Annotated in this window: 30 protein-coding genes, 1 pseudogene and 1 riboswitch; of the genes and pseudogenes, 5 read left to right on the top strand and 26 right to left on the bottom strand. The window is 43.6% G+C overall.

All coding sequences use genetic code 11. The features are described 5' to 3' along the window. Positions 1-20: 20 nt before the first annotated feature. The 5 genes from AC0VZ8_RS11445 (at position 21) to AC0VZ8_RS11425 (ending at position 3,775) form a co-directional block, all read left to right on the top strand. Complete coding sequence (locus tag AC0VZ8_RS11445; protein WP_475486891.1) at positions 21-848, top strand: ribose-phosphate pyrophosphokinase; 828 nt, start codon at positions 21-23, stop codon at positions 846-848. Continuing rightward, positions 848-1,255 carry a hypothetical protein gene (locus AC0VZ8_RS11440; protein WP_475486890.1) on the top strand — a complete coding sequence of 136 codons (408 nt, stop codon included), beginning with the start codon at positions 848-850 and terminating at the stop codon, positions 1,253-1,255. Before AC0VZ8_RS11445 ends, AC0VZ8_RS11440 begins: the two co-directional genes overlap by 1 nt. A 1-nt stretch (position 1,256) precedes the next feature. After that, positions 1,257-2,744: a nicotinate phosphoribosyltransferase gene (locus tag AC0VZ8_RS11435; RefSeq protein ID WP_475486889.1), complete on the top strand. Its 1,488-nt coding sequence runs from the start codon at positions 1,257-1,259 to the stop codon at positions 2,742-2,744. Between the two features lie 270 nt (positions 2,745-3,014). Then, the gene (locus tag AC0VZ8_RS11430) at positions 3,015-3,575 is read left to right on the top strand and encodes a hypothetical protein (protein WP_475486888.1); all 561 of its coding nucleotides are present in this window, start codon (positions 3,015-3,017) and stop codon (positions 3,573-3,575) included. Then, positions 3,575-3,775, top strand: coding sequence for a hypothetical protein (locus AC0VZ8_RS11425; RefSeq protein ID WP_475486887.1), 201 nt, complete (start codon positions 3,575-3,577; stop codon positions 3,773-3,775). The genes AC0VZ8_RS11430 and AC0VZ8_RS11425 overlap by 1 nt, the downstream gene beginning before the upstream one ends. Before the next feature lie 39 nt (positions 3,776-3,814). On the opposite strand, the gene AC0VZ8_RS11420 is transcribed toward AC0VZ8_RS11425, so the two are convergent. The 26 genes and pseudogenes from AC0VZ8_RS11420 to AC0VZ8_RS11295 all read right to left on the bottom strand — a co-directional run bounded on the left by AC0VZ8_RS11420 (position 3,815) and on the right by AC0VZ8_RS11295 (position 25,389). Next, entirely contained in the window at positions 3,815-4,024 is a 210-nt protein-coding gene (locus tag AC0VZ8_RS11420; protein WP_475486886.1) for a phage holin family protein, read from the bottom strand. Between the two features lie 23 nt (positions 4,025-4,047). Beyond that, entirely contained in the window at positions 4,048-4,812 is a 765-nt protein-coding gene (locus AC0VZ8_RS11415) for a peptidoglycan recognition protein family protein (protein ID WP_475486885.1), read from the bottom strand. 1 nt (position 4,813) lies between these two features. Further along, a complete protein-coding gene (locus tag AC0VZ8_RS11410) occupies positions 4,814-5,245 on the bottom strand; it encodes a phage holin family protein (RefSeq protein ID WP_083655875.1) in 432 nt (143 codons plus the stop codon). A 125-nt stretch (positions 5,246-5,370) separates the two neighbouring features. Beyond that, entirely contained in the window at positions 5,371-5,583 is a 213-nt protein-coding gene (locus tag AC0VZ8_RS11405; RefSeq protein WP_475486884.1) for a hypothetical protein, read from the bottom strand. Continuing rightward, entirely contained in the window at positions 5,583-5,759 is a 177-nt protein-coding gene (locus AC0VZ8_RS11400; protein ID WP_475486883.1) for a hypothetical protein, read from the bottom strand. Before AC0VZ8_RS11400 ends, AC0VZ8_RS11405 begins: the two co-directional genes overlap by 1 nt. After that, entirely contained in the window at positions 5,756-6,475 is a 720-nt protein-coding gene (locus tag AC0VZ8_RS11395; RefSeq protein WP_475486882.1) for a hypothetical protein, read from the bottom strand. The genes AC0VZ8_RS11400 and AC0VZ8_RS11395 overlap by 4 nt, the downstream gene beginning before the upstream one ends. A 110-nt stretch (positions 6,476-6,585) precedes the next feature. Beyond that, positions 6,586-6,702: pseudogene (locus AC0VZ8_RS11390) on the bottom strand (GerW family sporulation protein); the annotation flags it as partial. Continuing rightward, positions 6,675-7,358 (bottom strand): DUF2953 domain-containing protein, encoded by a 684-nt coding sequence (locus AC0VZ8_RS11385; protein WP_071223900.1) that lies wholly within the window; start codon positions 7,356-7,358, stop codon positions 6,675-6,677. The gene AC0VZ8_RS11385 and the pseudogene AC0VZ8_RS11390, both read right to left, overlap by 28 nt. Before the next feature lie 196 nt (positions 7,359-7,554). Next, entirely contained in the window at positions 7,555-8,160 is a 606-nt protein-coding gene (scpB, locus tag AC0VZ8_RS11380; protein ID WP_071223899.1) for an SMC-Scp complex subunit ScpB, read from the bottom strand. Beyond that, a complete protein-coding gene (locus tag AC0VZ8_RS11375; protein WP_071223898.1) occupies positions 8,129-8,920 on the bottom strand; it encodes a segregation and condensation protein A in 792 nt (263 codons plus the stop codon). Before AC0VZ8_RS11375 ends, scpB begins: the two co-directional genes overlap by 32 nt. A 65-nt stretch (positions 8,921-8,985) precedes the next feature. Continuing rightward, entirely contained in the window at positions 8,986-9,453 is a 468-nt protein-coding gene (ribH, locus tag AC0VZ8_RS11370; RefSeq protein ID WP_071223897.1) for a 6,7-dimethyl-8-ribityllumazine synthase, read from the bottom strand. 256 nt (positions 9,454-9,709) lie between these two features. Further along, positions 9,710-10,948 carry a bifunctional 3,4-dihydroxy-2-butanone-4-phosphate synthase/GTP cyclohydrolase II gene (locus AC0VZ8_RS11365; protein WP_475486881.1) on the bottom strand — a complete coding sequence of 413 codons (1,239 nt, stop codon included), beginning with the start codon at positions 10,946-10,948 and terminating at the stop codon, positions 9,710-9,712. Positions 10,949-10,996: 48 nt separating this feature from the next. Next, positions 10,997-11,665 carry a riboflavin synthase gene (gene ribE / locus AC0VZ8_RS11360; RefSeq protein WP_475486880.1) on the bottom strand — a complete coding sequence of 223 codons (669 nt, stop codon included), beginning with the start codon at positions 11,663-11,665 and terminating at the stop codon, positions 10,997-10,999. Positions 11,666-11,688: 23 nt separating this feature from the next. After that, entirely contained in the window at positions 11,689-12,789 is a 1,101-nt protein-coding gene (ribD, locus tag AC0VZ8_RS11355) for a bifunctional diaminohydroxyphosphoribosylaminopyrimidine deaminase/5-amino-6-(5-phosphoribosylamino)uracil reductase RibD (RefSeq protein WP_475486879.1), read from the bottom strand. Positions 12,790-13,059: 270 nt separating this feature from the next. Beyond that, positions 13,060-13,243: riboswitch (FMN riboswitch) on the bottom strand. 279 nt (positions 13,244-13,522) lie between these two features. Next, complete coding sequence (locus AC0VZ8_RS11350; protein WP_475486878.1) at positions 13,523-13,735, bottom strand: helix-turn-helix domain-containing protein; 213 nt, start codon at positions 13,733-13,735, stop codon at positions 13,523-13,525. 4 nt (positions 13,736-13,739) lie between these two features. Next, entirely contained in the window at positions 13,740-14,459 is a 720-nt protein-coding gene (locus AC0VZ8_RS11345) for an antA/AntB antirepressor family protein (RefSeq protein ID WP_475487677.1), read from the bottom strand. A 174-nt stretch (positions 14,460-14,633) separates the two neighbouring features. Beyond that, positions 14,634-15,080 (bottom strand): hypothetical protein, encoded by a 447-nt coding sequence (locus tag AC0VZ8_RS11340; protein ID WP_475486877.1) that lies wholly within the window; start codon positions 15,078-15,080, stop codon positions 14,634-14,636. Positions 15,081-15,182: 102 nt separating this feature from the next. Further along, positions 15,183-15,401, bottom strand: coding sequence for a hypothetical protein (locus AC0VZ8_RS11335; protein WP_475486876.1), 219 nt, complete (start codon positions 15,399-15,401; stop codon positions 15,183-15,185). Between the two features lie 131 nt (positions 15,402-15,532). After that, on the bottom strand, positions 15,533-16,045 hold the full coding sequence (locus AC0VZ8_RS11330) for a hypothetical protein (protein ID WP_475486875.1): 513 nt from the start codon (positions 16,043-16,045) through the stop codon (positions 15,533-15,535). Positions 16,046-16,119: 74 nt separating this feature from the next. Next, positions 16,120-16,512 (bottom strand): type II toxin-antitoxin system PemK/MazF family toxin, encoded by a 393-nt coding sequence (locus AC0VZ8_RS11325; RefSeq protein ID WP_475486874.1) that lies wholly within the window; start codon positions 16,510-16,512, stop codon positions 16,120-16,122. A gap of 255 nt (positions 16,513-16,767) precedes the next feature. Next, positions 16,768-17,154 (bottom strand): hypothetical protein, encoded by a 387-nt coding sequence (locus tag AC0VZ8_RS11320; RefSeq protein ID WP_475486873.1) that lies wholly within the window; start codon positions 17,152-17,154, stop codon positions 16,768-16,770. Between the two features lie 19 nt (positions 17,155-17,173). Beyond that, positions 17,174-18,091 (bottom strand): N-acetylmuramoyl-L-alanine amidase, encoded by a 918-nt coding sequence (locus AC0VZ8_RS11315; RefSeq protein ID WP_475486872.1) that lies wholly within the window; start codon positions 18,089-18,091, stop codon positions 17,174-17,176. An 18-nt stretch (positions 18,092-18,109) separates the two neighbouring features. Next, a complete protein-coding gene (locus tag AC0VZ8_RS11310; protein WP_475486871.1) occupies positions 18,110-19,111 on the bottom strand; it encodes a GIY-YIG nuclease family protein in 1,002 nt (333 codons plus the stop codon). A gap of 194 nt (positions 19,112-19,305) precedes the next feature. Further along, positions 19,306-19,755: a phage holin family protein gene (locus AC0VZ8_RS11305; RefSeq protein WP_475486870.1), complete on the bottom strand. Its 450-nt coding sequence runs from the start codon at positions 19,753-19,755 to the stop codon at positions 19,306-19,308. 157 nt (positions 19,756-19,912) lie between these two features. After that, complete coding sequence (locus AC0VZ8_RS11300; RefSeq protein ID WP_475484894.1) at positions 19,913-20,659, bottom strand: S1 family peptidase; 747 nt, start codon at positions 20,657-20,659, stop codon at positions 19,913-19,915. Between the two features lie 14 nt (positions 20,660-20,673). Further along, entirely contained in the window at positions 20,674-25,389 is a 4,716-nt protein-coding gene (locus tag AC0VZ8_RS11295) for a hypothetical protein (RefSeq protein ID WP_475486869.1), read from the bottom strand. Positions 25,390-25,575: the final 186 nt, after the last annotated feature.

Below are 25,575 nucleotides of genomic sequence, written 5' to 3'. Positions count from 1 at the left end.
ACAAGAAAGGGTGAGCCAACATGATTAAATTAAACGGTGCAACCCTCAACTTCAAGGTCTTCCCTAACGGGGAGACTTTGGTTGACGGGGATCAGATTTTAGACCTACTAGCAGAAAGAAACTATGACGCTGAGGTCGTCTTCAAGTATGAGAACGACAGTGATCTACTGAAGCTCCTGTTCGTCAAGTCACACCTCGATAGATATTTCTGCAATAGAAGCATTCTGAAGATCGCATACATGCCTTACAGCCGCATGGACAGGTCTGAAGGTGCATCGGTCTTCACTCTGAAGTACGTTGCCAAGATGATTAATAACATGAACTTCGATTACGTTAATGTGATCGAGCCGCACTCTGATGTCACGTTGGCACTACTTGATCGTTGTGAAGCTACATACCCAACCACCTCCCTCCTACACGAGGTCATGATGGAGATAGACTTTGACATTGAGAAAGACTACCTGTTCTTCCCCGATCAAGGTGCTCAAAAGCGTTACGGAAAGAACTTCACTAAATTCAAGCAACTGGTTGGGTTTAAGGAGCGCAACTTTGCTACTGGGGAGATCGACAAGCTTCAATTGGTAGGCTCTGTCGAGGGTAAAGGGTTTAAGGCGATTATTGTGGACGATCTTTGCTCTTACGGAAACACGTTCATCAGAAGCTCCAACGCTCTCCGTGAAGTAGGCGCGGCTAAGGTTCATCTTGTAGTAACCCACGCCGAAGACTCTATCTTCAAAGGAAATGTGTTCACTTCTGAGCTAATTGACCATGTATACACTACAAACACACTGCTCACCGAAGTACTAGAAGCATGGGAGAGCAAGATCAGCGTGAAGGAGTTGATCTAATGTCTGACTTCTTCCTCGATCAGCACAATGTCGTCCAACGTCTCGTTCAGGAGTGGCGAGAGCACGGCAAGATCATCATTGCTTTTGATTACGATGATACTGTGTTCGACTTCCACAAGCGCGGCGTTAAGTACAGTGACGTAATCTCATTGCTTCAGCGTTGTAAACGGGCAGGTGCTTACTTCATCGTCTTCACCTGCTGTCACGAAGGGCAGTACGATGACATTCGTCAGTACCTTCACGAAAACCTGATTCCCTACGACAAGATCAACGAGAATATGGATTTCATCCCTTTCCATGGTCGTAAGGTGTACTATAACATCCTGCTAGATGATCGGGCAGGACTGCACTCAGCTTACTATGCACTGCTTGAAGCAGTAACCCTAATCGAAAAGGAGCTTGCCTAATATGAAAACTACTAACTTCCCTCCTGAACTTATGTGTGACTTCTATAAACTGTCTCACCCTGAGCAGTATCCTGAAGGTACAGAATATGTTTCCTCCACATGGACTCCTCGTGGTAGCCGCCTGGAAGGTGTCAATGAGGTAATGGTGTTTGGTGTGCAAGGCTTCGTGAAGGATTTCTTGATCGACTACTTCAACATCAACTTCTTCAATCTCCCTAAGGACGTGGTGATCGCCCAGTACAAACGATTCATTCGTCATACTATGGGAATTGCTGAACCTAACGCATCCCGTATCGCGGCGTTACATGACCTGGGCTACCTACCTCTGAAGATCAAGGCTCTGAAAGAAGGTACCCTTGCACCTACCCGCGTTCCAGTGGTCACTGTAGAGAACACTCTACCTGCATTCTACTGGCTCACTAACTCCATTGAGACGGTTATGTCCTGTGAGGTGTGGATGCCTTCCACAAGCGCGACAATCGCATTCCAGTACCTTGAGATTCTGACTCGGTATGCCAAGATGACAGGTAGTGACGAGGAAGCTATCCAGTTCCAGGGACACGACTTCTCCATGAGAGGTATGGCAGGTCGTCACGCGGCGGCTTCGAGTGGCGCAGGTCACCTGCTCTCCTTCAGCGGAACAGACACATGCCCTGCCATTGGATACCTTGAGAAGTATTACAATGCAGACATCGAGAACGAACTGGTTGGTACCTCCATCCCCGCCACCGAACACGCTGTAATGTGTGCCAACGGGCAGGACGAGAGAGAAGTTCTATTGCGACTGATGACAGAGGTCTACCCTACTGGATTCTTCTCGGCTGTAATGGACACATGGGACTTCTGGCACGTAATCGAAAAAGTGCTTCCATCCTTGAAGAAAGAGATTATGGGACGAGACGGTAGAGTGGTCTGCCGCCCTGACTCAGGAAACCCTGTTCTGATTCTCTGTGGTGACCCTGATGCTGAGGAGGAGATCGTTCGCAAGGGATTGATCGAAGCATTGTGGGATACCTTCGGAGGTACTGTAACTGATCGTGGCTACAAGCAACTCGATACACATATTGGTGCTATCTATGGTGACTCCATCACTCTTGATCGTTGCGAGGAGATTTGTAAGCGACTGATGGACAAGGGATTCGCTTCGACAAATGTCGTGTTCGGTATTGGATCGTTCACGTACCAGTACAACACCCGCGACACCTTCATGTACGCAATGAAGGCAACCCATGCAGTAATCAACGGTGAGGAGAGACTTCTCTACAAAGACCCTAAGACAGACAGTGGTATGAAGAAGTCGCAGAGAGGTTTGGTTGCTGTTGTCGAAGACGGGAACGGTGGTCTGACTTACAAGGACGGTATGTACAGAGCTGACTACGAGGAGATCGCTCACCTCGACCAATTGGAAGTACTGTTCGTTGACGGTAAGCTAGTACGTGACGAGACATTGAGTGAGATTCGCGCAAGAGTTCGTAAACAACTGAAGTAGGTAAATCCTGTAGGAAGTGGAGCACTCCACTTCCTTTTTCTATTGGACAAGTGTATACTGTTTTTGTATAAACTCCCGAAGGGGGTATGAACAGTGTTATCTGAGGAGCCAATAGGTAAAATTTTTGAAGATGATGTCCACGAGAAAAGACTCGCGGGGAGAACAGTATATGTCTCACGCGGGGCACGAGCAAAAAGGTACCCTCACGAGATGATGACAGGTAAAGAAAGGCGAGACTATATTAGACCAGGAAAGGTTCAGGTGACTAACATGTACGAAAACATTCTGCCTTACGAAGAATTTAAGAAGATCGAACCAATGGAGAAACGTGCAGAGGTTCTTCAAAGTTGGAGAGACAAATTTAACAATGCTCAGATCGAGCGTACCTGGGAGATGAAAACTCACCAGTACTACAAAGTGGTCAAGGAACACGGTCTGAAGACAGCTACCCCAGGCAACGCAAAAGCTAAACAACAATCCATAGGTGCAGGAAGCAACGCTAACCAACGCACCAATAAAAATAATGCAGTCGTACTTAACAGTGAAGGTTTGGGGATTAGTTATGCGGGAGTCTTCAACATTGCCGATCTCGAAACCAAGTTCACTAAGATCGTGGGCTTCCTGAAGGATGAGGGCGGTGCGTTCTCGGTAAGTATCTCAGTCTTTGAGGACATTGCCCCCGAGCAAGCGAATGAAGGAATCAAGATCAACTACAACGGAACGTTCAGTGGTGAGGAGCTGTTGGCTCGTTTCGACAAGATCAGCGGCTTCCTGAAGGACGAGACAGCCAAGTTCAATGTTCGCATCCTGGTTCAAGAAGAAGCCGCTTAATGACTGAAGAAATTAAAGAGCCTGTTAAAGTATTACATCTGACACAACGACAGGTGGAAATGCTGTACCAAGCATTAGGAACCTCGACCCTTGAATGGGAAGATGATGACGGGGTAATGCAACCATCTAATTTTTCTGAAGACGAACAAGAAGAATTAACCGACATACTGGAAGAACTGGTTTACGAACCAATTACTTAAAACAAAAGGAGAGGTAGCACATTGTGCTCCTCTCCTTTTTTATTTCTCGTCCAGGTAACCCTGTCCCTCAGTAGTTGGGTTGTTCAGTACACCTAAGGCGACTAACACCTCTAACCCCCTCTGAATGTAGCTCTCGATCTCAGCCCTCACAGGAAGGTCTACAACCCCCGCAAAGATCAGGATGTCCAGTACAAGGGCGGCGATAGCCAACAGCGTAGGAACGTCCTTCAAACGCTTCCTGATGTCCATAGAGTCTCACCTCCCTTCGTTTCTTAGGCTGACTTAGTACGTCTACGCTCGTCGATCAGAACCTTCAGCAAGATCAGCTCACCGTAAGTCAGCTTCTTCTTACGAACCTTCTCAACCCAAGACCACTCAGAGATGATCTTGTCGTTGTAAGCATCGCCTACGTACTTATCAAGCTCGTCCCACGCCCAGTTAGCATACTCAAGTACTTTATTCACTTCGTCTTCCTCCTCTACAGGTTTTGGCGGGTTCAGTTTGTCGTTGACCGCCTTCTTGAATCTCGTGAACTCACTAGGGTTCTTGATCCACGGCAGAGGGCAGTCCTTCCAACCTACAACACCCTTATGCGTGAAGATCACGTTAGGGAACCCTTCTTCCTTAATCAGGTACACCACAAGGTCTACAGCGTTGTTGAACGTGTCCTCATGGATGCTACCGTCTTTCTCAATACACATCTCAATCCCGACAGTGCTGTTGTTGGGGTAGGTACCAAGTTGAGCAAGAGCTTCCTTGGTGTAAGTCGTGCTACCACAGTGGTAAGCCATCTCGTTGTCAGGGATGTTATTGTAGATCGAAGTACGGTCTACAGAGTACTGAGCACCTGCGTATGTGTCCTTGACATTATCGTTAGGGTTTTGTTGAGCCAGTCCTGCAAAGTACTTACCGATGTTCTTAGCAGGTGCGCCAGGAGATGCGGTATAGTGCATTACAATACCTCTCTTGGCTTTAAGCTTAATACCAGGGCGGCTGAACTTATTAACAGGTAGGTAATCTTTTGTGATCGGGAGCATATTATCCCTCCTTCTTGTTGTCTGTTTTGCTCTCGTCCTCCTCGTCGCCGCGAAGCTTGATGAGAGCCGCTGTGATGAACTTTGGAACTGGGAGTCCCATCTTGCCCATGTTCTCGAAAATACTAATTCCCTCGGTACCAATGATGAACAACAGCATAGCGTTTCTCATAAAGTTGTTCTCGTTACCTGCCACTAGATCAAGCTGATGAGCTACGATCACGAAGACCAATGTCATGGACTTCCTTGCGAGACCCCACCAACCTGTTCGACTTGACAGTTCTTTTCTATACCAAGCACTAACGACACCTGTAAGGTAGTCGAGCACTACGAAAATCGTAACTGCAATAAACAGATGGTCGATACCTCCTACTAAGTAGACCAAAGACGACACCACCCATCCGAACATAACTGTTAGAGCCGTATCTTTGCTCACTCCTCCCTACCCCCTCTCCCTGAAAAGTCCTCTTTATTTAGAGTAGACGGAACAGGGATGAACCTCTCGAATTAAATGGAAAAAGAGACCAGGATTGACCTGATCTCTTTGGGTGGCAAGCATTACTATTTTGTTGAGAACATTCTTACAAGGAACTCCCTATGGCGTTTGTTGAAGTCTTCTATGATCTCCTCATCTGTATGCCCACAGACGGGCTGTAGGTACTCAGGAATCGTCCATTCAGCTATTCGGTATAATTTCCTCGCACTTCTTGCTGAGAGGGGTGTACGGGTCTGTACAGCGTATCTGATGAGGTCACGAGCTTCTTGCTTGTCCATCACAGCTTCTCCTCCTTGAGAATCTGCTTCAATTCTTTATCGGTGATGTCTCCCCGCTCATACTGATCGAACAGTTCCGTTCTCCTAATGTCCTGCGGAGTGGGCGGGTCATTTAATGATTGGTACTTCATTCTACCGTTTACGTTTGTAAAGAATATCTTCGGTGCGGCACTCATGCTTGTACCTCCTCAGGATGTTCAAGATCATACTGCTTTAACTTCTCAAGTCTCTTGAGTCGATTAGTCTCCCTTGTCTTTTCCCCCGCACAGAATTTACAACGAACTCCGTTCCTAAAGTCCTTGATTCTGCCGTAGGCTAACGTACCGCATACACACTTGTATTTGAACCTCTTATTAGAGCCGTTATATTCTCCGATCAGTTCACATCCTTCAGCCGCTAACTCAGCCGCGATGTCTTCAGTGGACTTTCTTACACGCTTCTCAAAACACTCACGACATCTCTGTCCACTCTGCCATCTATTCCAAGTGGTGGGGTATGTGTGATCCTCGGGACAAGTCACATCGAACTTAGTCTGATTGTTTACATACTCGCCTGGATGGAGCACGTAGCCCTCTGTTTCCACAGCAGTCTTGAAAACCTCGTACTTCTGTTCTTGAGACATCTTCTTCCGAGTCTGTTTCTCTTGCTTCCTGATTACTACAGGAGTCTGCACCTTAGTCAAATAACATTCTCTGCATAGCTTTCCTTGCCGCAGGTTGTCCCATGTGGCGGGGTAGATGTGATTGTTGTTGCACTCAACGCTCATAGGCGTTCTATTATTGACGTACTCTGTTTCATGGAGCCTGTACCCAATCTCCGCTAAGAACTGCTGAACTTCGATAAATTTGTTTTTTCTGAAGCTTTCACCATACTTACCGTTCATATTTGGCATTCGCATATCCGTCCTCCCTACATCCCAGTTATTCACGTATATCTACTTTCTCTATACGTACCAAGGGTTTCGGGGTTTAGCACCGCTTTGTTGGCGTGGTATCTTTCAGCCACTACACACCCATCCGGCGTATTCACCGGATCGCCCACAATCGTATTAACGTCCACCATTCCCTTGATGTTTTCCATAGCCGTTTGCATCAAGCCTTGAATAGGGTGTTCTGCCATGATCTTATTCCTCCTTTCACCTTTAACACGCGAACTATAAGTACCAGTCCAGCATACATAGCTTTTCCGCAAGAGATTTTCGCTATGCAGTTAAGCTCTGTGGAAATTTGCGGCGGACCGTTAAAGAGCGGCACCACATCAATTCGGGGAAGCTCTTCCATGACCAGGCGATACGACATCCATCCAAGTAACGTATGCTTGATGCCATGCAGCAGCCCAGTCGCTACCGCCGTGTCGGCCGCATGCTCCAGGGCAATCCGGGTTGACCAGCGCACATCCATAAGATGAACGGCCGACATCGTCTGTCTCAACCACTTTTTGAAACCTTTTGTTGAAAGCATGGCCCGCCCGTAGTCCTTAAATCTGATCGTTTTGCTCGAAGCCTTCTCCTCTTTTGAATCGGGCGCAGTTCCCTGTTCTCCGTCTCCACCAACGGTTTCCTTCTTAAACTCGATCCCACCGTTCGCCAGATGAAAGGGGACTGCATACTTGCGCTTAATCAATCCGAAAATCATTTTGATTTCCGCCAACACTTTATATTCATCTTTTTTTAGAACCACATCCAGCTTAATCGTTACCTTGGAGCTCAGCACAACGATCAGCAATACGATGAGGAGAACGACCAGACCAGCCGCCAGAAAGATCCATATCCTCACGAAGTAACCCCCAGCACGAACTTAGTCAAATGTAATCCGCTTGGCTTAGTATGGCAAAAGCGCCTCCAAATGATGCGAAATTGTTCCAAGTCCTTGAAATTCAAATTTTCGCTAGCCACATAAAAAAATCCCGGACGATGGATTTCACCATGCCCAGGATCAACTTTTTGCTGCAGCCTATAATATTGTATAATGGCTAGCTTTCCTCTACATCATCAAACGTAAGCTGACGACCGTCAAGCTTATCGAACAACAGCTGCGTTTCCTCTTCTAAACTATCGTTATCCTCGAATTGCGACGGCTCCGGCAAATCCTTGATATTGGCAAGCCCGAAATATTCCAGGAAGGACTTGGTCGTTCCATACAGAATCGGTCTGCCAATCGCCTCGGCGCGTCCGACTTCCTCGATCAATCCTTTGCTTACCAGCGTATGGATAGCCCGTTCGGACTTGACGCCGCGGATGTCTTCAATCTCTACGCGCGTAATCGGTTGACGATAAGCCACGATGGAAAGTGTTTCGAGTGCGGCTTGCGACAAGGAGGAGCGGGAAGGCGAATACGCCAGGCGCTCAAAATACGGAGCGTGCTCGGCCAGCGTCGCGATTTTGTAACTCCCCGCAATCTGTACGATCTGAATCCCGCGCTCATGGCGCTCCCATTCCTCCTTCATGTCCTCAAGCGCTTCGCCAACCAGGCCATCCGACTGCTCGGTGATCTCAGCAATTTGCCTAACCGACAAGCCCTCTTCTCCCGACAGGAACAGAAGCCCCTCAATAATCGATTTCAGCTTCGGATAATCCATCAATGCGTCCTTCCCCTCTCCACTCCATGACGATATCTTCAAACAACTTCTCTTGGTAGCACAAAATTTGCTTCATTTTCATCAGCTCCAAAATGGCCAGGAAGGTTACCACGATTTCATGCCGTACCATCTCTTCGTGTAGCAGCTTGGAGAACAGGATTCTGCCTCCAGGCCCAACCTCCTCCAAAGCATCCATGACCTGACGAATCCGGTCCTTAACCGATATTTCATCCCGCTGAATGCGGGCATACGATGTACGTTTGACTGCTTTGCTTAACGCTTTTTGAAAAGCAGCGATCAAATCGGAAATATGTAATCCCTGAACCGGATTCTCTTCCACTTCCGGCATGTAAGGCGTCAGGTCTTCCGCTTCCTTGGAATAAATCAGACTGCGTTCCCATTCCTTCTCATGCAGGTGGCGTGCGATGCCTTTGTACTTACGGTATTCGATCAGCTTCGCAATGAGCTCTGCTCTGGGATCCATGTCATCCTCTTCATAAAAATCGAACTCGTCCATTTCGATAACCGGAGGCTTCGGAAGCAATAGCTTGCTCTTTATAGACAGCAGCGTTGCAGCCATGACCAGAAATTCGCTCGTAATTTCCAGCTCCAGCTCCTGCATGTTGTGCAAATAGGCCATGTATTGTTCGGTAATCTCGCTGACGGGAATATCCTGGATGTCGATTTCCGCTTTATCAATCAAATGCAGCAGCAGATCGAGCGGTCCTTCAAACGTTTCCAGCTTGTATAATACGGTCACGGTGAAACCTCCCGCCAAAAAATAAAATGCAGTGCTCAAAAAAAGAGCACTACATTAAATAAGCACTATTTTAGGCTTTTCGTCAAGTTCGCCATTTCAATGGCTGCCATAGCCGAATCCCAGCCTTTATTGCCGGCCTTCGTTCCCGCGCGTTCCACGGCTTGTTCGATATTCTCCGTTGTCACGACACCGAAAATCGTTGGTACACCGGTCTTCAGGTTAATTGCGGATACCCCCTTGGCCACTTCGTTGCATACATAATCATAATGCGTGGTGGACCCGCGAATGACGGTTCCCAAGGTGATGATTGCATCGTATTTGCCGCTCTCTGCCATTTTTTGGGCAATCAGCGGGATTTCAAACGCACCCGGCACCCAGGCCACATCGATTTCGTTCTCCTGTGCGCCGTGACGCTTCAGTGCGTCCAGTGCGCCGCTCAGCAGCTTGCTGGTGATGAATTCGTTGAATCGACCTACGACGATCCCGTACTTTAGGCCCTCGGATACTAATTTACCTTCAAATATAGTTGCCATGATGAATGACTTCCTTTCGGTTTGGAGTTTATATAAGGTCTTAAGGTGATCATAGTCATTGCTTCGCAACAAGTCGCTGCCGGATCAAATCGTTCTTCCGATCGCTGTTAAATCCTGATTTCATGATCTATTTTTTCAAGGTGGAAATCAGGATTTAAAGGCGACCGCTACCGCTTCTCCAGAACTGATTTGCTCCTCTGCTTATTATGCTCAGGCAAATCCGTCTTCTCAAATAAGACCTTTTGTTATGTGGTGATTAGTTGGTGCTCTCGTTCTGCTCGATATCGCTGAATTTCAGCATATGACCGAGCTTGGCTTGCTTGGTATGCAGGTAGCCCGTGTTATCCTCGTTCTCCGGCATTTGGATTGGAACGCGCTCCACAACCTCAAGACCATAACCTTCGAGGCCTTTGATTTTGCGCGGATTGTTTGTCAGCAAGCGGATTTTTCTGATCCCCAGATCCTTCAGGATCTGGGCTCCGATGCCGTAATCGCGCAGATCGGCCGCAAAGCCGAGCTTCAGGTTGGCGTCCACGGTGTCGAGTCCCTCTTCCTGCAGCTTGTAGGCTTTCAATTTGTTGATTAAGCCGATGCCCCGCCCCTCCTGGCGCATGTAGAGAAGAACGCCTCTGCCTGCTTCATCGATTTGGCGGAGTGCTGCCTCGAACTGGGGACCGCAATCGCAGCGATGGGAGTGAAACACATCTCCTGTCAGGCACTCGGAATGCACGCGCACGAGAACAGGCTCATTCCCGTCGATCTCCCCTTTTACCAAGGCAACATGCTCTTTATTGTCCACGTCGTTGGTGTAGGCTACGGCCTGAAACACGCCGAAGTCGGTCGGCATCCGCACAGCTACCTCTCGCTGGACAAGCTTTTCTTTTTCATTGCGGTAATGAATCAGATCCTTGATGCTAATCAGCTTCAGCTCATGCTTCTTCGCAATCTCCACAAGGTCCGGCAGCCGTGCCATTGTGCCGTCTTCCTTGATTACCTCGCAGATGACACCGGCCGGATAGGAGCCGCTCAATCTGGCAAGATCGACAGCGGCCTCCGTATGTCCTGCCCGGCGCAGGACGCCTCCATCTTTTGCGATCAGCGGGAACATATGACCCGGTCTTCGGAAATCGGACGCAGATGCATTCGAATCCAAAATGCCTTTGACGGTGATGGACCGCTCATAGGCCAATATGCCTGTCGTAGTATCCTTATGATCAATGGAAACCGTAAAGGCCGTTCCATGAAAATCCGTATTTTGGGTAACCATCGGTTTGAGGTCGAGCTCCTGGGCTCTGGCCTGCGTCATGGGCAAACATACGAGCCCACGGCCTTCGGTTATCATAAAATTAATGACCTCCGGGGTTGCCTTATCTGCTAATGCGATAAAATCGCCCTCATTCTCACGGTCTTCATCATCGACAACAATGACGACCTTGCCTTCCTTCAAATCGGTTAACGCCTCTTCGATTGTATGAAATGAAAAGCGTTCATCCATCGCTACTCCTCCTTCTTCCTCATGGAGACTCTATGTGAATCACCAGGCTTAGGCAAATCCGTGTTCCGCAAGATAATCCCTGCTGATCCCCGGTTTTGTCCCGCCTTTGCTACCGGCCCCTTCTGAGCCGTAATGCAGCAGGTGATCTACATATTTCCCTAAAATGTCGCATTCGATATTAATCGTATCGCCCGCTTTTTTATAAGCCAGCACCGTCTCCGCCAGCGTATGGGGGATGATCGATACCGTAAAGGAGGAATCTGTTGTTTTGACAACGGTCAAGCTGATTCCATCCAGTGTGACGGAGCCTTTTGGAATGATATATTTGAATACGTCCCCATTCGCGGGAGCAATCTCATATACCACGGCATTCTGATCCTCCTGCACATTCCGAATGACGCCGACGCCATCCACATGCCCCTGAACGATATGGCCTCCAAATCTGCCTCCGGCAGCCATCGCCCGTTCCAGATTCACCTTTCCGCCTGGCTGCAGTTCCTTCAGATTGGTATTTCTATAGGTTTCCGGCATCACGTCCACCGTAAATATGCCTTTGTCAATGGTTGTAGCCGTCAAGCAAACGCCGTTAACGGATACGCTGTCCCCCAGCTTTAAATCATCCATAATCCGGCTCGCGGAAATGCTCAGCACCATGGCTTCGCCCCTCCGTCCGATTCGCCTCATCTCGCCGATCTCCTCAACCAATCCAGTAAACACAGGTTTCCCTCCTTTCTTTCTCCTTATTTCCAGACCGGAATCCCGGTGACGTAAATATTGTCGCCAAGTCTTTCGGTCTCAAGTCCTGTCAGCTGAATCGCTTGATTCATCTGCTCATACCCGCTGAACATGTAATTTCCCGGGGAATCGTATCCACCAATAATCTTAGGGGCGATGAACAGGATGAGCCGATCCACCAGCTTCTGTTCCAGCATCGAGCCATTCAGCGTGCCCCCACCTTCCAGCAAAATGGAGGCAATCCCCTTCTGCCCCAGCTTCACCAGTGCAGCCTTCAGATCCACACGCGGTCCTGGTCCGCAGGGGATGACCTGAACTCCCTGCTCTTCCAGCACGGACCGCTTCTTCTCATGCGCCTGCTCCGTCGTCAAGATCCACGTCGGCGCCAATCCGTCTGTCACGACATGGCTGTCAAGCGGGATTCGCAAGCTGGAATCCACAATGATCCTAACCGGATGCAAGCCTTCCACACCAAGCCTTGTCGTCAGGCTTGGATTATCCGCGATAACGGTAGACACGCCAACCATGATGCCCTGGTGACGATGACGCAGCGTATGCACAAGCTCTCTTGATTCCTCATTGGATATCCACTTGCTATCACCGGTTTTCGAAGCGATCTTGCCGTCCAGCGTGCTGGCTGTCTTTAACGTTACGAAAGGCTGACCCGTCGTAATGAATTTAATAAAGGTTTCGTTCAAGCGAAGAGCACGTTCCTTAAGGACACCCGTCTCAACCCGGATTCCTGCTGCGCGCAGCATTTGGATCCCATTGCCCGCAACAAGAGGATTGGGATCCTCGCAAGCAACAACCACTCGCTCAACACCCTCGGCAATCAGCCTCTCGCTGCAAGGCGGCGTCGTTCCGTAGTGACTGCAGGGCTCCAGTGTCACGTACACCGTACTGCCCGCTGCTTTGCTGCCAGCCATATTCAGGGCATGAACTTCAGCGTGCGGTGTTCCGCGCTCCAGATGTGTTCCCACCCCTGCAAGCGCGCCATCCTTAACGACGACACAGCCCACAACCGGATTAATCCCGGTTTGGCCCTGAGCACGTTCAGCCAGGTCCAGCGCAAGTGACATATAGAATTCATCGTTGACGATATCCATGCTAAACATGCCCCTTTCTCAACGTTCACACAAAAAAGCCCTGCCAAAGATTCGGGGAATCCTTAACAGGGCTTGATGGAAGTTAATAATCGACACGCTGAATAACCGTTATGGTCGCAGGTTTTGCCTATAGCAAACAACACGAATCTGTTTGCCAGCGACGATATCCAAACATCGCAAACAAAATTCGAATTGCATGTGAAAACCTGCACATAACGCATATCGCGTTGTGTGCACAGACACAAATAGCACATGTTGCTTATGTGTCTTTCACTCCTTCTCCCATCCAGACTATACTGTCGGTCCCGGATTTTCACCAGGTCCACCGCATACGGTGTGTAACAACACACGCATATCCGGGTCACGGACTAAGACGCAGCCATCTGCTTTCTAAAGCTCAATCACTGCGTTCATCACCGCCGGTAGGGAATTTCACCCTGCCCCGAAGGATATTGCTAATTATTCAGTTGTGTCGAGTAATTCCATTAAGTTATCTTTGGTGATCTAAAGTTACCAAAACCCTTGGTAATCAAGGGATAACCCTCGTTTCATAGTTGGTATGAGTGATCCTGTGTAACCCTATGATTATCTAAGGTTATTTATGATTTCCTACCGTTTTCCCTACCAGTTAGCCTAAAAGGAAGGAATTACTCTTAATGAAACGATTATTTTTAAAATTAACATTCATAAACAAAAAAAGCAAGCGAAATACGCATGCTTTAGTCTTATGTATTTATTTTCCTTCAAGCCAAGCTATAAATACTTCTTTGCTTACTTTGATTAGTCTCCTCTTACCTATTCTTATTACATGAAAAGGTGGATCATTTAATAGCTCGTATGTTTGTTTTCTTCCTATATTAAGTATCTTCATAATATCATTAGGTTCTAGGACTGATGGGTATTCACTGTAATTTGTGATTGTTTGTTCTTGTTCAACTACTTTCATTTCTTTATACCGCCTTTTCAATTTCTTTGGCGCATAAAGCAATATGACTATACTTTGTACTGCAGATTCTATGTATTGTTTCTTTTCTCTGTTCAAAACTTAACTGACCCATGATCAAAGCGATGTCAGCTATTTGTAGTTCATATAGAGCCTGGTTGACTTTACTGTTTAAATTATCGCGTGTTTGGTTATCGTTTACTTCTAGGTATTCTCTGATTTGCTTTGCTTTTGAACCTAAAAGAGCAACATTGATCATTTCTGCTTCTCTGACAAATACACCAACATGTGCTTCCTTACCATCACGAGTTAACTTGTAGTTACTATTTAAAGCTGCACACAATTGCTTGTATCCTTCTTTTTCAGGATGTCGAATCATCATCCATTTATTCATTCCTCTGATTGCTTTTTCCATTAAAATAAAATATGATCGAACTTCTTTTCCTATGTCGGAATTTTCAGATAAAGCAATATGTTTAGCGGATTCCACAGTAAAATAATGATTCTCAATATCTTTAAACCCATCATTTACAAGGTGGATTTTTTTCCACCTTGTAATATAATCAACATTCTCAGTCCACCCCTGTTTACATACCTTTCTATTGAACCAATGACTGTATTTTTCATATGGTTTACCAAGATGTTCCCATAAAACTCTATTGTCTATGACAAAATTTTCATTCGTATGCTCTTGCAGGAGCTCAGGAAACTCTTTTTGGTACTTCATCACAACTTTAACTTCTTCCTTATTAAAACCTAACTTGTTTTTTAGATCCTTCTTCTCAAATACCTTTACCTTTACACCATTTTCTAATTTAATATTTTTAATACTATCTCACTCCTTTTAATATTTAATACCAAGCATCTCACCTCGGATAGTCCCTCCCTGAATGAATCGAATTTAATAAACTGATTTACTATTCAGCATGTCATTAAAGTTGTCAGCAAATTTAGGCGTAATCTCATTACGCTCGATCAATCCGCAAATTGCTGATTCTACTTTTGATTTGAGTGTGACATCCTCTTGAATTAGATTAGATAACTCAATCAATAAGTTATGTTGTTGCTGTTCCTCTGGTGTTACGAGATCAGCAAGCATACGAAAACGATGATCCACTAGATGAAACTCATCATCAGAAAGCGTACCCTTGTCGAGTGCTACTCCATCTTTATCAACCAATATGTATCTCCAACAATTGCAATCGGCATCATAGAATAGATGAAGCATTGAATACAGATGAGGCTTTGCTTTAAAGTTAATCTGTTTATGTAGACGGTCTAGTTCTCCTTCTTCATTGCCAATACTCATTGATAGTGAAGTAAATGGTTCTTGTTCAATTAGATTCATTTATGCATTCTCCCTGTTATTTTAACGGGCGATCTCACCCCGTAATCTCCCTCTCTGTAAATTTATTTTATTATGTTTATTTTTTTAATGGTTTTTATGAAATTAGTCTTTACATACCATCCTTTCAACTTCATCCTCAGCATCTTCTACACTAGAAAATTGATCTAGAAATGATGCCATTTCGTTAAGCACGTCTAATGCATGGTCTCTATTTCCAAACTCCCCTAACTCCCAGTAATGAGTATCTAAACCATCATCGATCATGATACCCGAATAATAATTACCATATTTATTTTGATTAAGTATTTTTTCAATTTTCAATACAGGACACGCTCCAATTTATGTATTATCGGTGATAATCCACCGACTTCTAAAACTTAATGAAATCTATCTTTCATCACAATAACTATGAATCTAGTCGGTATACACCGACCATTTTTGTATATGTTTATTTATTTAAAAATCAATTTCAATCGTTCTTCAACAATTTCGTTCATTCTTTTTTCAATTAAAGTTCTAGTTGAATGATGACAATTAGGATTATCAAACTCTAATCCAAGATTAGCAAATTGAACATCTAAGACTGTTAGTTCTAATTCGTTCTCATCGTATGCTTGCTTGATAATCATAGAAGGAATACCTATATCTAGCTTGTCGATGTATGGCTTTAATTCTTTGTATCTTTCAAGTGTATTTAAATACCAACGTCTCTCCTCCACTTCATTGACAGTTCTTTTAAAATTCTCCGTTTTCGTATAATATACTTTTCCAAGAAGTCCAAATTCATAGAGACGCTTATCATTATTAGAAACAAGATAAAACTCTTCGTTTTCGTCAACTTTAACCTTATAAGCCTTATTTAGAGTGATCCCTAATAGTTCATTATCTCTAGTGACACCTAATAACGATCCGAACGAAACAAACTCTGCTTCCTCGATATTATGTACAACTATCAGACTTTTCATTAGTCTACTGTCCTCCTGTTGGGATTAATCTTAATATACAACAAGATTGTCTCATTGTAAACATTTTATTATTTTTATTTATTAAATTGTATACCTAATTGAATTAGCATTGCCCTCTCAACTTCCCATTCAATGAAGGATGGCAAATCAAGCACCTTAAAATCTAATTTATTCTTATCTATTGTTATCATCTGCTCAACAAGAATCGTGCTATCGCTTCCTAGCCCATCAATTTCTGAAGCTTTTGCATTTACATGTGTAGGCATTCTTTTCTTTGTTGGACTTGAAGTCATCGGTGCAATAGTTACCGTTGGTGAATATTTATTACCAATATCATTCTGCAGTATGACTACTGGACGGACACCTCCTTGTTCAGAGCCCTGTCTTCTTCCTAAATCTGCGTTCCAAACTTCCATACGTTTAACTGCTTTCGCCTCAACCCCTTTTCTCTCAGCGACTATAGTCATATGTAATTCATCTCCCTAACCTATTATTTATTATCTACTAATATAATAACCAACTAAAATCATTATAAACCAAATATAATAAAATACAATCGGAACAAATGTTCTTTTTCATAGTTTTTTGTTTTAGTCAATTCCAGTTCGACCCCTTTGAATTGTCCTTGACAAACAGTACCAAGTGCTATATGAAAATCGAAAAAAATAGGGAATCCCATTTTAATTAATGAGATTCCCTATTTTTCTGTTCGTCCATTCATACTATTTCTCTGAATGCTCGATGCTTTGCTTAACGATAATTTTAATTAATTTGAGTTCTGATTCGCTAGGAGTTACGTCCATTTTCTTCAAGATGCTATCAGTAATTTCTAGCGAGAGTGACATTTTATCTTCTTTGCTGTCTGCCTGATACAACTTACCAACATGTGCGGCTACTTCATCAGCAACATCAAGAGCGAAGTTGGCTTTGTTCTTATCGAGTCCTTTTACATTAACCACATCAAGAACCAAGCGAACAAAGTCAAATGTATCAGACACTTGCTCCATTGTTTCTTTATTGATGATATTACGCTTTTTCAATACAGGTACGACAAATAAACCTGCAACTACTGCTGCAAGCACAATAAGAATAATATAAAGATCGTTCATGATATCCTCCTAGTTATATTTATTTGAATACACCAGCACGATACAAAACAGTTACAAGCGAGTAGAAATCAGCGCTACGACCTTCAGGAGTGTTCACAACAGGGTTGCCACACTGATCTTTAAGATTAGTAAGAGCCTCAACAGCTTCTTTGGCATAGGTAGGAATATTCATGGAATGCTTGTTTTCCAACGATTCAACACGCTCTTTAACATTCTTAATTGAAGAACCTTGTTCTTGAATGCCTTTCTTAAGAACATCTTTACTGTTAGCTAGTGCGTCAAGTTCATTCTTTAGATTTTTAACTGTCTGTTGTAGTTTTTCAAACTCTTGTTTTTCAGATTGAGTCATAGGTTCATCATCCTCTTTAATGTTATTGGTTAGGCAATCTTCATATTCAGTAACAACATCTTTTAACATTTGTTCGTATGTTCTTTGGCTGTCCAATAAACCCGATCTTGGATCTGATTTTCGACCTGGGTCAAGTATGAAATGTCCTACAATCGACTTCTTGGGGTCAAGGTTGAACTTATAACATATGTATGCCATGACCCATATGTAACGCTTATATGCCTCATTAGAATTTATATTAGAGCCGTAACAGTACTCAACTCCGATTGCTGCATCATTAGCATCACAACCAAACATTTCATTATCTTTTTGTTTGTTATAAAGGACATGCCAAGCTTTCTCAGGTGTGCCCGTGAGTGCGGGAATGCATTCAAAGATGTATTTATCATCAACAAAAAGGTGAGCAGATGCCGATTGTTCATTTTTAGAATTCTCATAATAATTTATATTGTTTAGTGCAGTAGAACCCTTATTGCCTGTATCATGAGCAACAATAAACTTAATTTTGTGTGCTTTGATGCCCGATCTGCGTTTTGTGTTTGGGGTTAAATATTTTGGTATAATGTTGTATTTCATTTTGAAGGACATTGCGCATATTCCTTTCTATTACTGTTCTTGGAATGTGATGTCATATTTATTTTTTTCTTCTGGGTTTGAATAGTATATCTCTAAATCTCGTTTTAATTTTTTTGTTATAATTCCATGTCGAATCTCACTGATACGTTTATTTTTAATCCCTGTTATATTTACGATCTCTGAATTTCTATAACCCTTTTTTAAGTATTCTTTAATTAATATATATTCCTGTACACCAATCACTGGCTTCTTCTTATTGCTATTGATTTGCTCGACAGTTTGAATTAAATGTATATCCAATCTATCTTCGTCAGAAATAGTAACATGAGTCCAAACAAGTTTTCTTTTAATATTATTAATTGTTTGAAAAGACACACAATATAGATTTGCGATATCCGATTCTGTAAGATTAGATAGTTTAAGCAAAAGTTTAATTTCAGTAACTTGCGCTTCGTTCAAAGCAGACATCGCATTTTTTGATCCTCTTCGACTGTCACCAATGGCTCTTTTGGATTTTTCTGTATGACGTCTGCCTTTTGAGCTTATACTAATCTTCCTTTTCGTATCTTCACTTACAATATAGTATTTAGCTCTATTTTGTTGGGCTTTTTTCATCCTTATTTTTACTTCTTCTGAATATTTTTTCCCTCTGTGAGCGTCGCCAATTTTATTTTTAGTTTCTTGTGTGTGTTTTCTTCCCAAGCGGCCTGGAGATGATGAAATATTAATGTTGAACCCAATCTTTTTGTCATACGATTTCATTGCATCTAGATAATATTGCTCCCTTTCGAGGAGTTTTGTCTTGTCTTCAACTACCTCTAGTACTTCAAACTTAAACTTGCTTGCTCCGTATTTATTCCAGGAATTTTGGAGATGTTTGTTATCATGAGATTGTTTTCTTAAATCTCTTTTGTGTTCATTCCATCTTCGTCTTATGTTAATACTGCTTCCAATATAGATCTTATTGTTTATTTTGTTTTCAATTTTATATATTCCGCTAACTGCATCTAGTGGTTTAGATATTTCTAACACTCCTTAAATAAACAAAAACAGTTTCCATATTGGAGAACTGTTTTAAGATAGTTATTGATTTTATTAGTCAGGATAAAAAAGGGTAGGGGAGACTAAATAGCTATATCCATCACTCATCATGCATGCTATAATCTTTGTGGGATGATACTTTCGCAATTGCTTCTAGTAGGGGCTTTTAAGAAAATATCATCCTTTTATTTTTGATTAGATTTATCTTCACCCTTACTTTTCATTGCTGTAATTGCAGTTTTGATTTGAGAGGGCAATGGGACATCCAATCTTGCCAGATTCTCTGCGACACTGATAAGTTCGTTCCCCAAATAAAACCACACCCCACCAACCATCAAGCTTAGATGCCCATTGAGACCAAGGAGTTTATCGACTTGAAAGAGTAAGGCAATAACTATAAACATTAAGAATTTTTTGAAAATTCCCCAGAATCCCTTATTTGAATTCAATCCCTTAGTGTTATCGCCAGGGTTCTTTCTGCCCTCATAATAAGCAGCAGCAATGCCTGTTACATAATCCACAACCACAAAGATGGCAAGAGCTGTCAAAGATTGATTCCAACCTCCAAAAAGAAATGTTATTGCCGAGCCTCCTAAGGTGTAAACAAAAAATTTGAAAAGTGTAGATTCATACACTGAATTGCCTCCAATAGTCAAAATAAAAAGGACTCCTCAAATGAAGAGCCCTCTAACAAAAATTCTATATTTTTTATAATTTGATGATTTCAAAAACCCTTATAAAATAAGGCTTTTTTGAGCGTAAAAAGTTGATGAAATGCCTCTTTTATTATATTTACATTATAAAGGGTTCAAGATGTTCTTTTAAATCATCTAATCGAACTCCAAAACCCACTGTGCTATCATCCAAAGAGTACCCTCTCATCATCCCAACGATTTCTCCTTTGGTATTAACGATTGGACCACCGCTATTACCTGGAAGGCTTTCAATTAACATAGATGTATTAAACCAGTTAGTACCATTATCCCAGTTTACATAAAAATTGTGTTCAATAACTTTGCCTTCCGTGTATGACAGTAGCCCCTTAAACTTCGAAGGATACCCTGTTGACAAGACAAACTCGCCTACACTTGGCTCCATTTCAGCAAGTTTAAAGTACCCTATTTTCTTCATCTCTCTAATCTTATCGCTGTCGAGTATTGATGGTTTTAAAACAGCAATGTCAGTAGAAGAGTCGAGATAAACTACCTCAATATTGTAGATTTTAGATGAATAAATGTCGTTTAACTGGACAGCGTGAACTCTATCTCCTGCGTCAAGCACATGCTTGCTCGTAATAAAATATCCATTATTAGATATCCATCCTGACCCAGCTAACCATGTAATGTAACCTTTAGAAATATAAATTTTAATAGTACGTTTTTTTGTCTCTTCTATTCTATTAATGAAATCTTGATTCTTTATATCTTTATTATACCCATATGCATGAATAAAATTGGGATTACCAATACAAAGTAAGATTAAAATTAGTGATAAAAATAGATATGGGGATATTTTCCGAAATTTATTTCTAATGTTCATGAAGCTCCTTTCTATTAGGAATAGGCGATCCAAGTATATTCAGTTGACGGGGCACCAACAGCCAGTCTAAAACCACTGTTATTTACATAAGAAACACTACCATCTAATCTTGTGGTATTTAAATTATGCGAGGAAAAATAAACTGGATAACCATTGTAGGTGTATAGGGAGGTAAATGAAGTCATTTTTACAGAAGCTGACCCTGGAGGGAAAACAATTATTGTAGAAGGAATAAACCCTATTGCAAAAATAACTTCCACGTAATGAGCAGAGGTAATAGCACCATCTCCTCGAATAAAATCTAATCGAGCCTCACCAGACGGAACTGTTCCAGTTGCATATCTCTTACTTGTGGGTATCTGACTTATCTTTGAAGCCAAAACGGCTGGCGGATCATTCACATCGGCCTGCACGCCTTTATTTGTAATATTGATTGCAATGCTTTGTTTCTCGGCTGTCGTCATTCTTTCCAGAATTCCTTGGACACCAAAGATGGCTGTGTCTTTAGGTAGGTTTCCAGGATGAAGATTTCCCTCAGCAGTCTGCAATTGGACTGTTGTTACTTTAATCTCACCGTCACCTGGGCCCCCTTTTTGGTAACCCTTTTCCGGATATACGGCTAGCGCACCGTCATCCAACTTTGCTACCCCTGTCGCTGTCCGTACACCCGTGAGATTCGGCATCGCGCCCGTTGTACCAGCAATCGTTGTATCGTTAAGCACCTTATCCGCAGGTACAGGAACACCTGCGACCTTACCTGATCCATTGTGATATCCTGCCTGAATAACTTGATCTGTCTTACCTGGAGTTATCACAACTGCCCCACGGTTCGCCATAGTGCCTGTACGCTCATTCCCGGTCAGATTACTGAACTTCTTTCCGCTTAACACATCTGCTGGATTTGCGTCACCTGTCGCCCGGATAATGGCCGCTATCTTCGGAATGAGCTGAGCCCATGTTTCACTTGTGGATGCCGTAACCCCTATGGAATTGAGAGCGGCAACCACATTGTTTTTCTGCTCAACTCCAAGCGTAAAAGTTTCATTGATCGCACTAACCAGGCTTGATTTATTAGATGTAAGTAATCCAGACAACACACCAACGTCAACGCGTAGATTTTCTGCTAATGCTTGGATATACATCAACGCGAAATCCTGCTTGCTGTCCGTTTCGTAACCGTCCGCAGCTGCCTTGGCCATCTCGGAAGCAAGTCCGCTTAGGCCGCGTGCATACTGCGCTTCTATCTGTGTAACATTCGCCGTCCAAGCGTATTTGTCCAGTGCCATATACGTGACGTAGTAATCAGCGTTAGGGTCAACGTCTGCTGTATTAGCAATTGCGTAGGCTGACCCTCTCGGCACACTATTTGGGTCTGTGCTGTTTCTTTTGCCAAATTTCCACACCGGGTCAGCATTAGCACCTTTGTAGACATTCAGGATAACATCCGTACGGTTTTTAAGGATTGAGCTTCCGGCATTAATGTAGTAACCTTCCCCGGTTAAAGTCGGCGTTACCTTTTCGCGTTGGATAATTCCCGTTGCTACACTGATTTGATTGCCGCCGGGATGAAGTGTAATGCCGCCATCTACTTGAACCATCTTTACTTCGGGTGTTGCCAGCACATAATCTACAGAAGCGTAGGCCGTCCATCCTGGAGCCTTGTTCGCAGCCACATACGCCTCTGTATTCGTGGATGGTGCTGCTCCCGTCAGTAGCGATACCCATCCAGTGTACTTAGTACCATCGTTAGCTGTTGCCTTCCAGCCGTTAAGTAAAGCCCGTATTGCACTGACGTTAGGGTTAACTGCATCTACCCACCCTGTAACCGCGTTTTCTTCTGTTATTACAAGGGTGGTGCCTGTGCTAATGGTGTACACATTTCCAGCGCTTGCCGCTGATTCTCTGCTCCTGAATATGAAATTATCATACCTAATCGCATTGATTGTTTGCCCGTATAAGGCTTTATTATTCAATGTCATGGTGATAGCCTTAAATCCTGTTCCGGCAGCGAATGAAGGTGCCGAAACATTACCGTCGATTAAAAAATCCCGCTCAACTCTCTTTATAAGTTGCGCCTCGTTGCCCTTTACCGCCACCTCATCCCGGACAGTGCCAACAGATGCGAGCGTAACCGGAATGATTAGGCGCTGAGGGTCGGCTGGGACATATGAATTTGGTACAACGTCACCAGCAACCAGCATCATGTCGTATACGTAGGCCGGGTCAGAAGTCGATGAGGCTCCCATAATAAGGAACTTAATAAGGATGCGGTTCTGTGTAGGCGTAAATGATGCTGTGGCGCTAGTCGCTGATATAGTCAAATCCAATAATTCAGCACTAGTCGATGAGTGGCCGATTAACACTCTAGGTGTTCTATTATCACTGGTCCGAACGCCCTTTAGATTTAATGTGTATTTCTGTCCTGCAACTACGTCAACCCAGACACCTCGACCATTTACATTTAAGGAGCCGTTATAAATAGCTAGCTTTCCAGCAACCCATGCATTCGACTTCCCTGTTGATCCGCTGCCTTCGTTATAGTCGTAAGGTTCTGGCGGCAGCAAGTTCTCCCCCTGCTTCGTGATCCCCACGCCTTGTACATGTTGTTTACCGTCCACATGCGGCAGGTGGTCGCGGATATTGGCTTCGGTAATGTCTACGCCAATTCGTGCGTCTAATTCGCTTGAGATTTCGTAGAGTCCCACCCCGTCGAAATTGACAGTGTGGTCCGTGCTTGATGAGTATCTCCCAAGACAAATCGCTACCGAACTTCTGCCCGTTATTTTGATGTATTGGGTTTGCCATTGATTGAGAATGCTTGGATTATAAGCTCTATTCTGTAGGTTTGTGTACCCTTCAGCAGAGTCCACAACAGCAAGCGCTACGGGACCAGTAGTGAGGGAAGAGATATATGCGTCTGCAATAGCCACGTACTTTTTATTCGGGTCAAGGTTAACGGTCTTGCTTCCTTGTCTTCCGTTAGGCCCTATCACCATTTTTGTGCTTTTGGTTCCATATCTTGTTATTGTGGAGTCCTGTGTGACTGTTACTGTTCCGGCTTTGGTCCACCCATCAGCTACACCATCATTATTGCTGTCTGTTTCAAAGTTTCCGTCAGTTCCGAGGAGATTAACCAGCGTATTCCCCCAAAGTTTAAACGTAGGCATCGCCGCCTGATCCGCGGTAATGACAGTAGTACCAGGCTTCAGGGCGGTAGTGATCGGCACCGCGTCCAGCTTGCCGTCCGTATATGCTTTGGCATTCGCTTCCGCTGCATTGGCCTTTTGCTGTGAACCTTCGACTGTCTCAACATTTGGTTTACCAGCTACAGAATCCCAAGTGACAGATGCTGTTGTTTGCAACATCAACATCCAATAAGTTGTATTGGTTGGGACAATTCCAGTGGACTCTTTAATATTTTGATATACCGCACCATTGTAAACTACAATATTCAAGGGCTTATAAGCCGTAGTTGCATTGTATGTCCCTTTATTAACAAGGTTGAGCGCTCGGTCGGTAGCCATTTCACCTTGCGATTTAGCATAGTCACCTTGTGTTTTTGCATACTCCGCTTGGGTTTGTGCATTCGTTGCTTTTGTGTTTGCATTAGTGGCTGCTTCATTAGCAGAAGTTGAGGCAGTGTTGGCATTATCTCTTGCTGAATTTGCGTTAGATGTGGCTGTGTTTGCAGAAGAAATGGCATCAGCAACACTCACCATAGTAGACCAATTTGCAGTTGTAGTTAGTGGTTTATTGAGTGTATTGTCGGCAATACACATATAAATGGTCTGCTTAACAGAGTCGGTGACAACATCTCCAAAATCATATCGAACAGCAGAGGAGTAGGTTCCTTGCCATTGCATGTTAGTGATTTTCTTCCAATAGGTTGTATTGGTTGGAACATTACCCGTAGAATTTGCAACACACATATAAGTAGAACCATTGAAGTAGACGATGTTTCTTATTACATAAGCTGTTGTTGATGAGTAATCACCTTTATGCATTAATGAGTCACCAACACTTTTTGCATAGTCTCCCTGTGTTTGGGCAAATGTGGCCTTGGTGTCGGCTAATGTAGCTTTAGTATTGGCATTATCTCTTGCAGTATTTGCGTTCGTAGTTGCTGTGTTTGCGTTGGTTGTAGCTGTGTTTGCATTTGTAGTTGCAGTTTTGGCAGCATCACCTTGAGCTTTTGCATAATCTCCTTGAGTTGAAGCATATGTCGCTTTAGTATCTGCTAGGTTCGCTTTTGTCTGAGCGTTAGACGCGGCTGTATTGGCACTGACAATTACATCCTCGGTTTGTTCCATCAATTCCGTAAGTTCTTCAATGCTTTTGATAGCATCAGTACCAGCAGTAATGATATCTTCTAGGGTTTCAGTGACTTGACCATCTTGTTCTTTAGTCCAAACTCTTGCTGAACTAATGTAATGATTTCCTCTACCTTTGTAAACCAACGTCAAAGTTAGTCCTTCAGCGGAAGGGTGGAAGTGGACAAGCCCTTCAGTATAATTGACTCGATACTCGTTCGCTGTTAAGTCGCCAGTATATGTGTTGGGTGCTTCGTACATACCATTTATTCTTACTTTATTTAATGAAACTGGGATTTCATTAAGTTGTATAACATTGTTAATGACTTTCTTAGTTTCAGTTATGTCTATGTATGGATCGTCACTTTTTCCGCTACGGTAGAGAGTTATTGTGCTTCTTTTATAATCAAATGATGACATTTAGTACCTCCTTAATGTTGGCATAATAAAAAGCCACTCCCATAAGAGAGTGACTTATTCTAATTCTATATAGTTTTTAGTACTTAATTTTTTTCAAAAGATCCTTTGCGTACCAATTGATACCTTTGTGAGCCAGAGTTGAATTCGAAAAATCAACATTTTTCAGTGCAATTTCTGCAACTTGTG

Source organism: Paenibacillus sp. QJM3NY_38 (assembly GCF_056173265.1).
Note: the sequence above shows the minus strand (reverse complement) of the source record. Positions and strands in the feature narration are given on the sequence as shown.

Bases quoted from the DNA above. Each gene is read 5' to 3' on its own strand.
- AC0VZ8_RS11445 (WP_475486891.1), top strand. From the start codon at position 21: ATGATTAAATTAAACGGTGCAACCCTCAACTTCAAGGTCTTCCCTAAC.
- AC0VZ8_RS11440 (WP_475486890.1), top strand. From the start codon at position 848: ATGTCTGACTTCTTCCTCGATCAGCACAATGTCGTCCAACGTCTCGTT.
- AC0VZ8_RS11435 (WP_475486889.1), top strand. From the start codon at position 1,257: ATGAAAACTACTAACTTCCCTCCTGAACTTATGTGTGACTTCTATAAA.
- AC0VZ8_RS11430 (WP_475486888.1), top strand. From the start codon at position 3,015: ATGTACGAAAACATTCTGCCTTACGAAGAATTTAAGAAGATCGAACCA.
- AC0VZ8_RS11425 (WP_475486887.1), top strand. From the start codon at position 3,575: ATGACTGAAGAAATTAAAGAGCCTGTTAAAGTATTACATCTGACACAA.
- AC0VZ8_RS11420 (WP_475486886.1), bottom strand. From the start codon at position 4,024: ATGGACATCAGGAAGCGTTTGAAGGACGTTCCTACGCTGTTGGCTATC.
- AC0VZ8_RS11415 (WP_475486885.1), bottom strand. From the start codon at position 4,812: ATGCTCCCGATCACAAAAGATTACCTACCTGTTAATAAGTTCAGCCGC.
- AC0VZ8_RS11405 (WP_475486884.1), bottom strand. From the start codon at position 5,583: ATGGACAAGCAAGAAGCTCGTGACCTCATCAGATACGCTGTACAGACC.
- AC0VZ8_RS11400 (WP_475486883.1), bottom strand. From the start codon at position 5,759: ATGAGTGCCGCACCGAAGATATTCTTTACAAACGTAAACGGTAGAATG.
- AC0VZ8_RS11395 (WP_475486882.1), bottom strand. From the start codon at position 6,475: ATGCCAAATATGAACGGTAAGTATGGTGAAAGCTTCAGAAAAAACAAA.
- scpB (WP_071223899.1), bottom strand. From the start codon at position 8,160: ATGGATTATCCGAAGCTGAAATCGATTATTGAGGGGCTTCTGTTCCTG.
- ribH (WP_071223897.1), bottom strand. From the start codon at position 9,453: ATGGCAACTATATTTGAAGGTAAATTAGTATCCGAGGGCCTAAAGTAC.
- AC0VZ8_RS11365 (WP_475486881.1), bottom strand. From the start codon at position 10,948: ATGGATGAACGCTTTTCATTTCATACAATCGAAGAGGCGTTAACCGAT.
- ribD (WP_475486879.1), bottom strand. From the start codon at position 12,789: ATGGATATCGTCAACGATGAATTCTATATGTCACTTGCGCTGGACCTG.
- AC0VZ8_RS11350 (WP_475486878.1), bottom strand. From the start codon at position 13,735: ATGAAAGTAGTTGAACAAGAACAAACAATCACAAATTACAGTGAATAC.
- AC0VZ8_RS11345 (WP_475487677.1), bottom strand. From the start codon at position 14,459: ATGAAGTACCAAAAAGAGTTTCCTGAGCTCCTGCAAGAGCATACGAAT.
- AC0VZ8_RS11340 (WP_475486877.1), bottom strand. From the start codon at position 15,080: ATGAATCTAATTGAACAAGAACCATTTACTTCACTATCAATGAGTATT.
- AC0VZ8_RS11330 (WP_475486875.1), bottom strand. From the start codon at position 16,045: ATGAAAAGTCTGATAGTTGTACATAATATCGAGGAAGCAGAGTTTGTT.
- AC0VZ8_RS11325 (WP_475486874.1), bottom strand. From the start codon at position 16,512: ATGACTATAGTCGCTGAGAGAAAAGGGGTTGAGGCGAAAGCAGTTAAA.
- AC0VZ8_RS11320 (WP_475486873.1), bottom strand. From the start codon at position 17,154: ATGAACGATCTTTATATTATTCTTATTGTGCTTGCAGCAGTAGTTGCA.
- AC0VZ8_RS11315 (WP_475486872.1), bottom strand. From the start codon at position 18,091: ATGTCCTTCAAAATGAAATACAACATTATACCAAAATATTTAACCCCA.
- AC0VZ8_RS11300 (WP_475484894.1), bottom strand. From the start codon at position 20,659: ATGAACATTAGAAATAAATTTCGGAAAATATCCCCATATCTATTTTTA.
- AC0VZ8_RS11295 (WP_475486869.1), bottom strand. From the start codon at position 25,389: ATGTCATCATTTGATTATAAAAGAAGCACAATAACTCTCTACCGTAGC.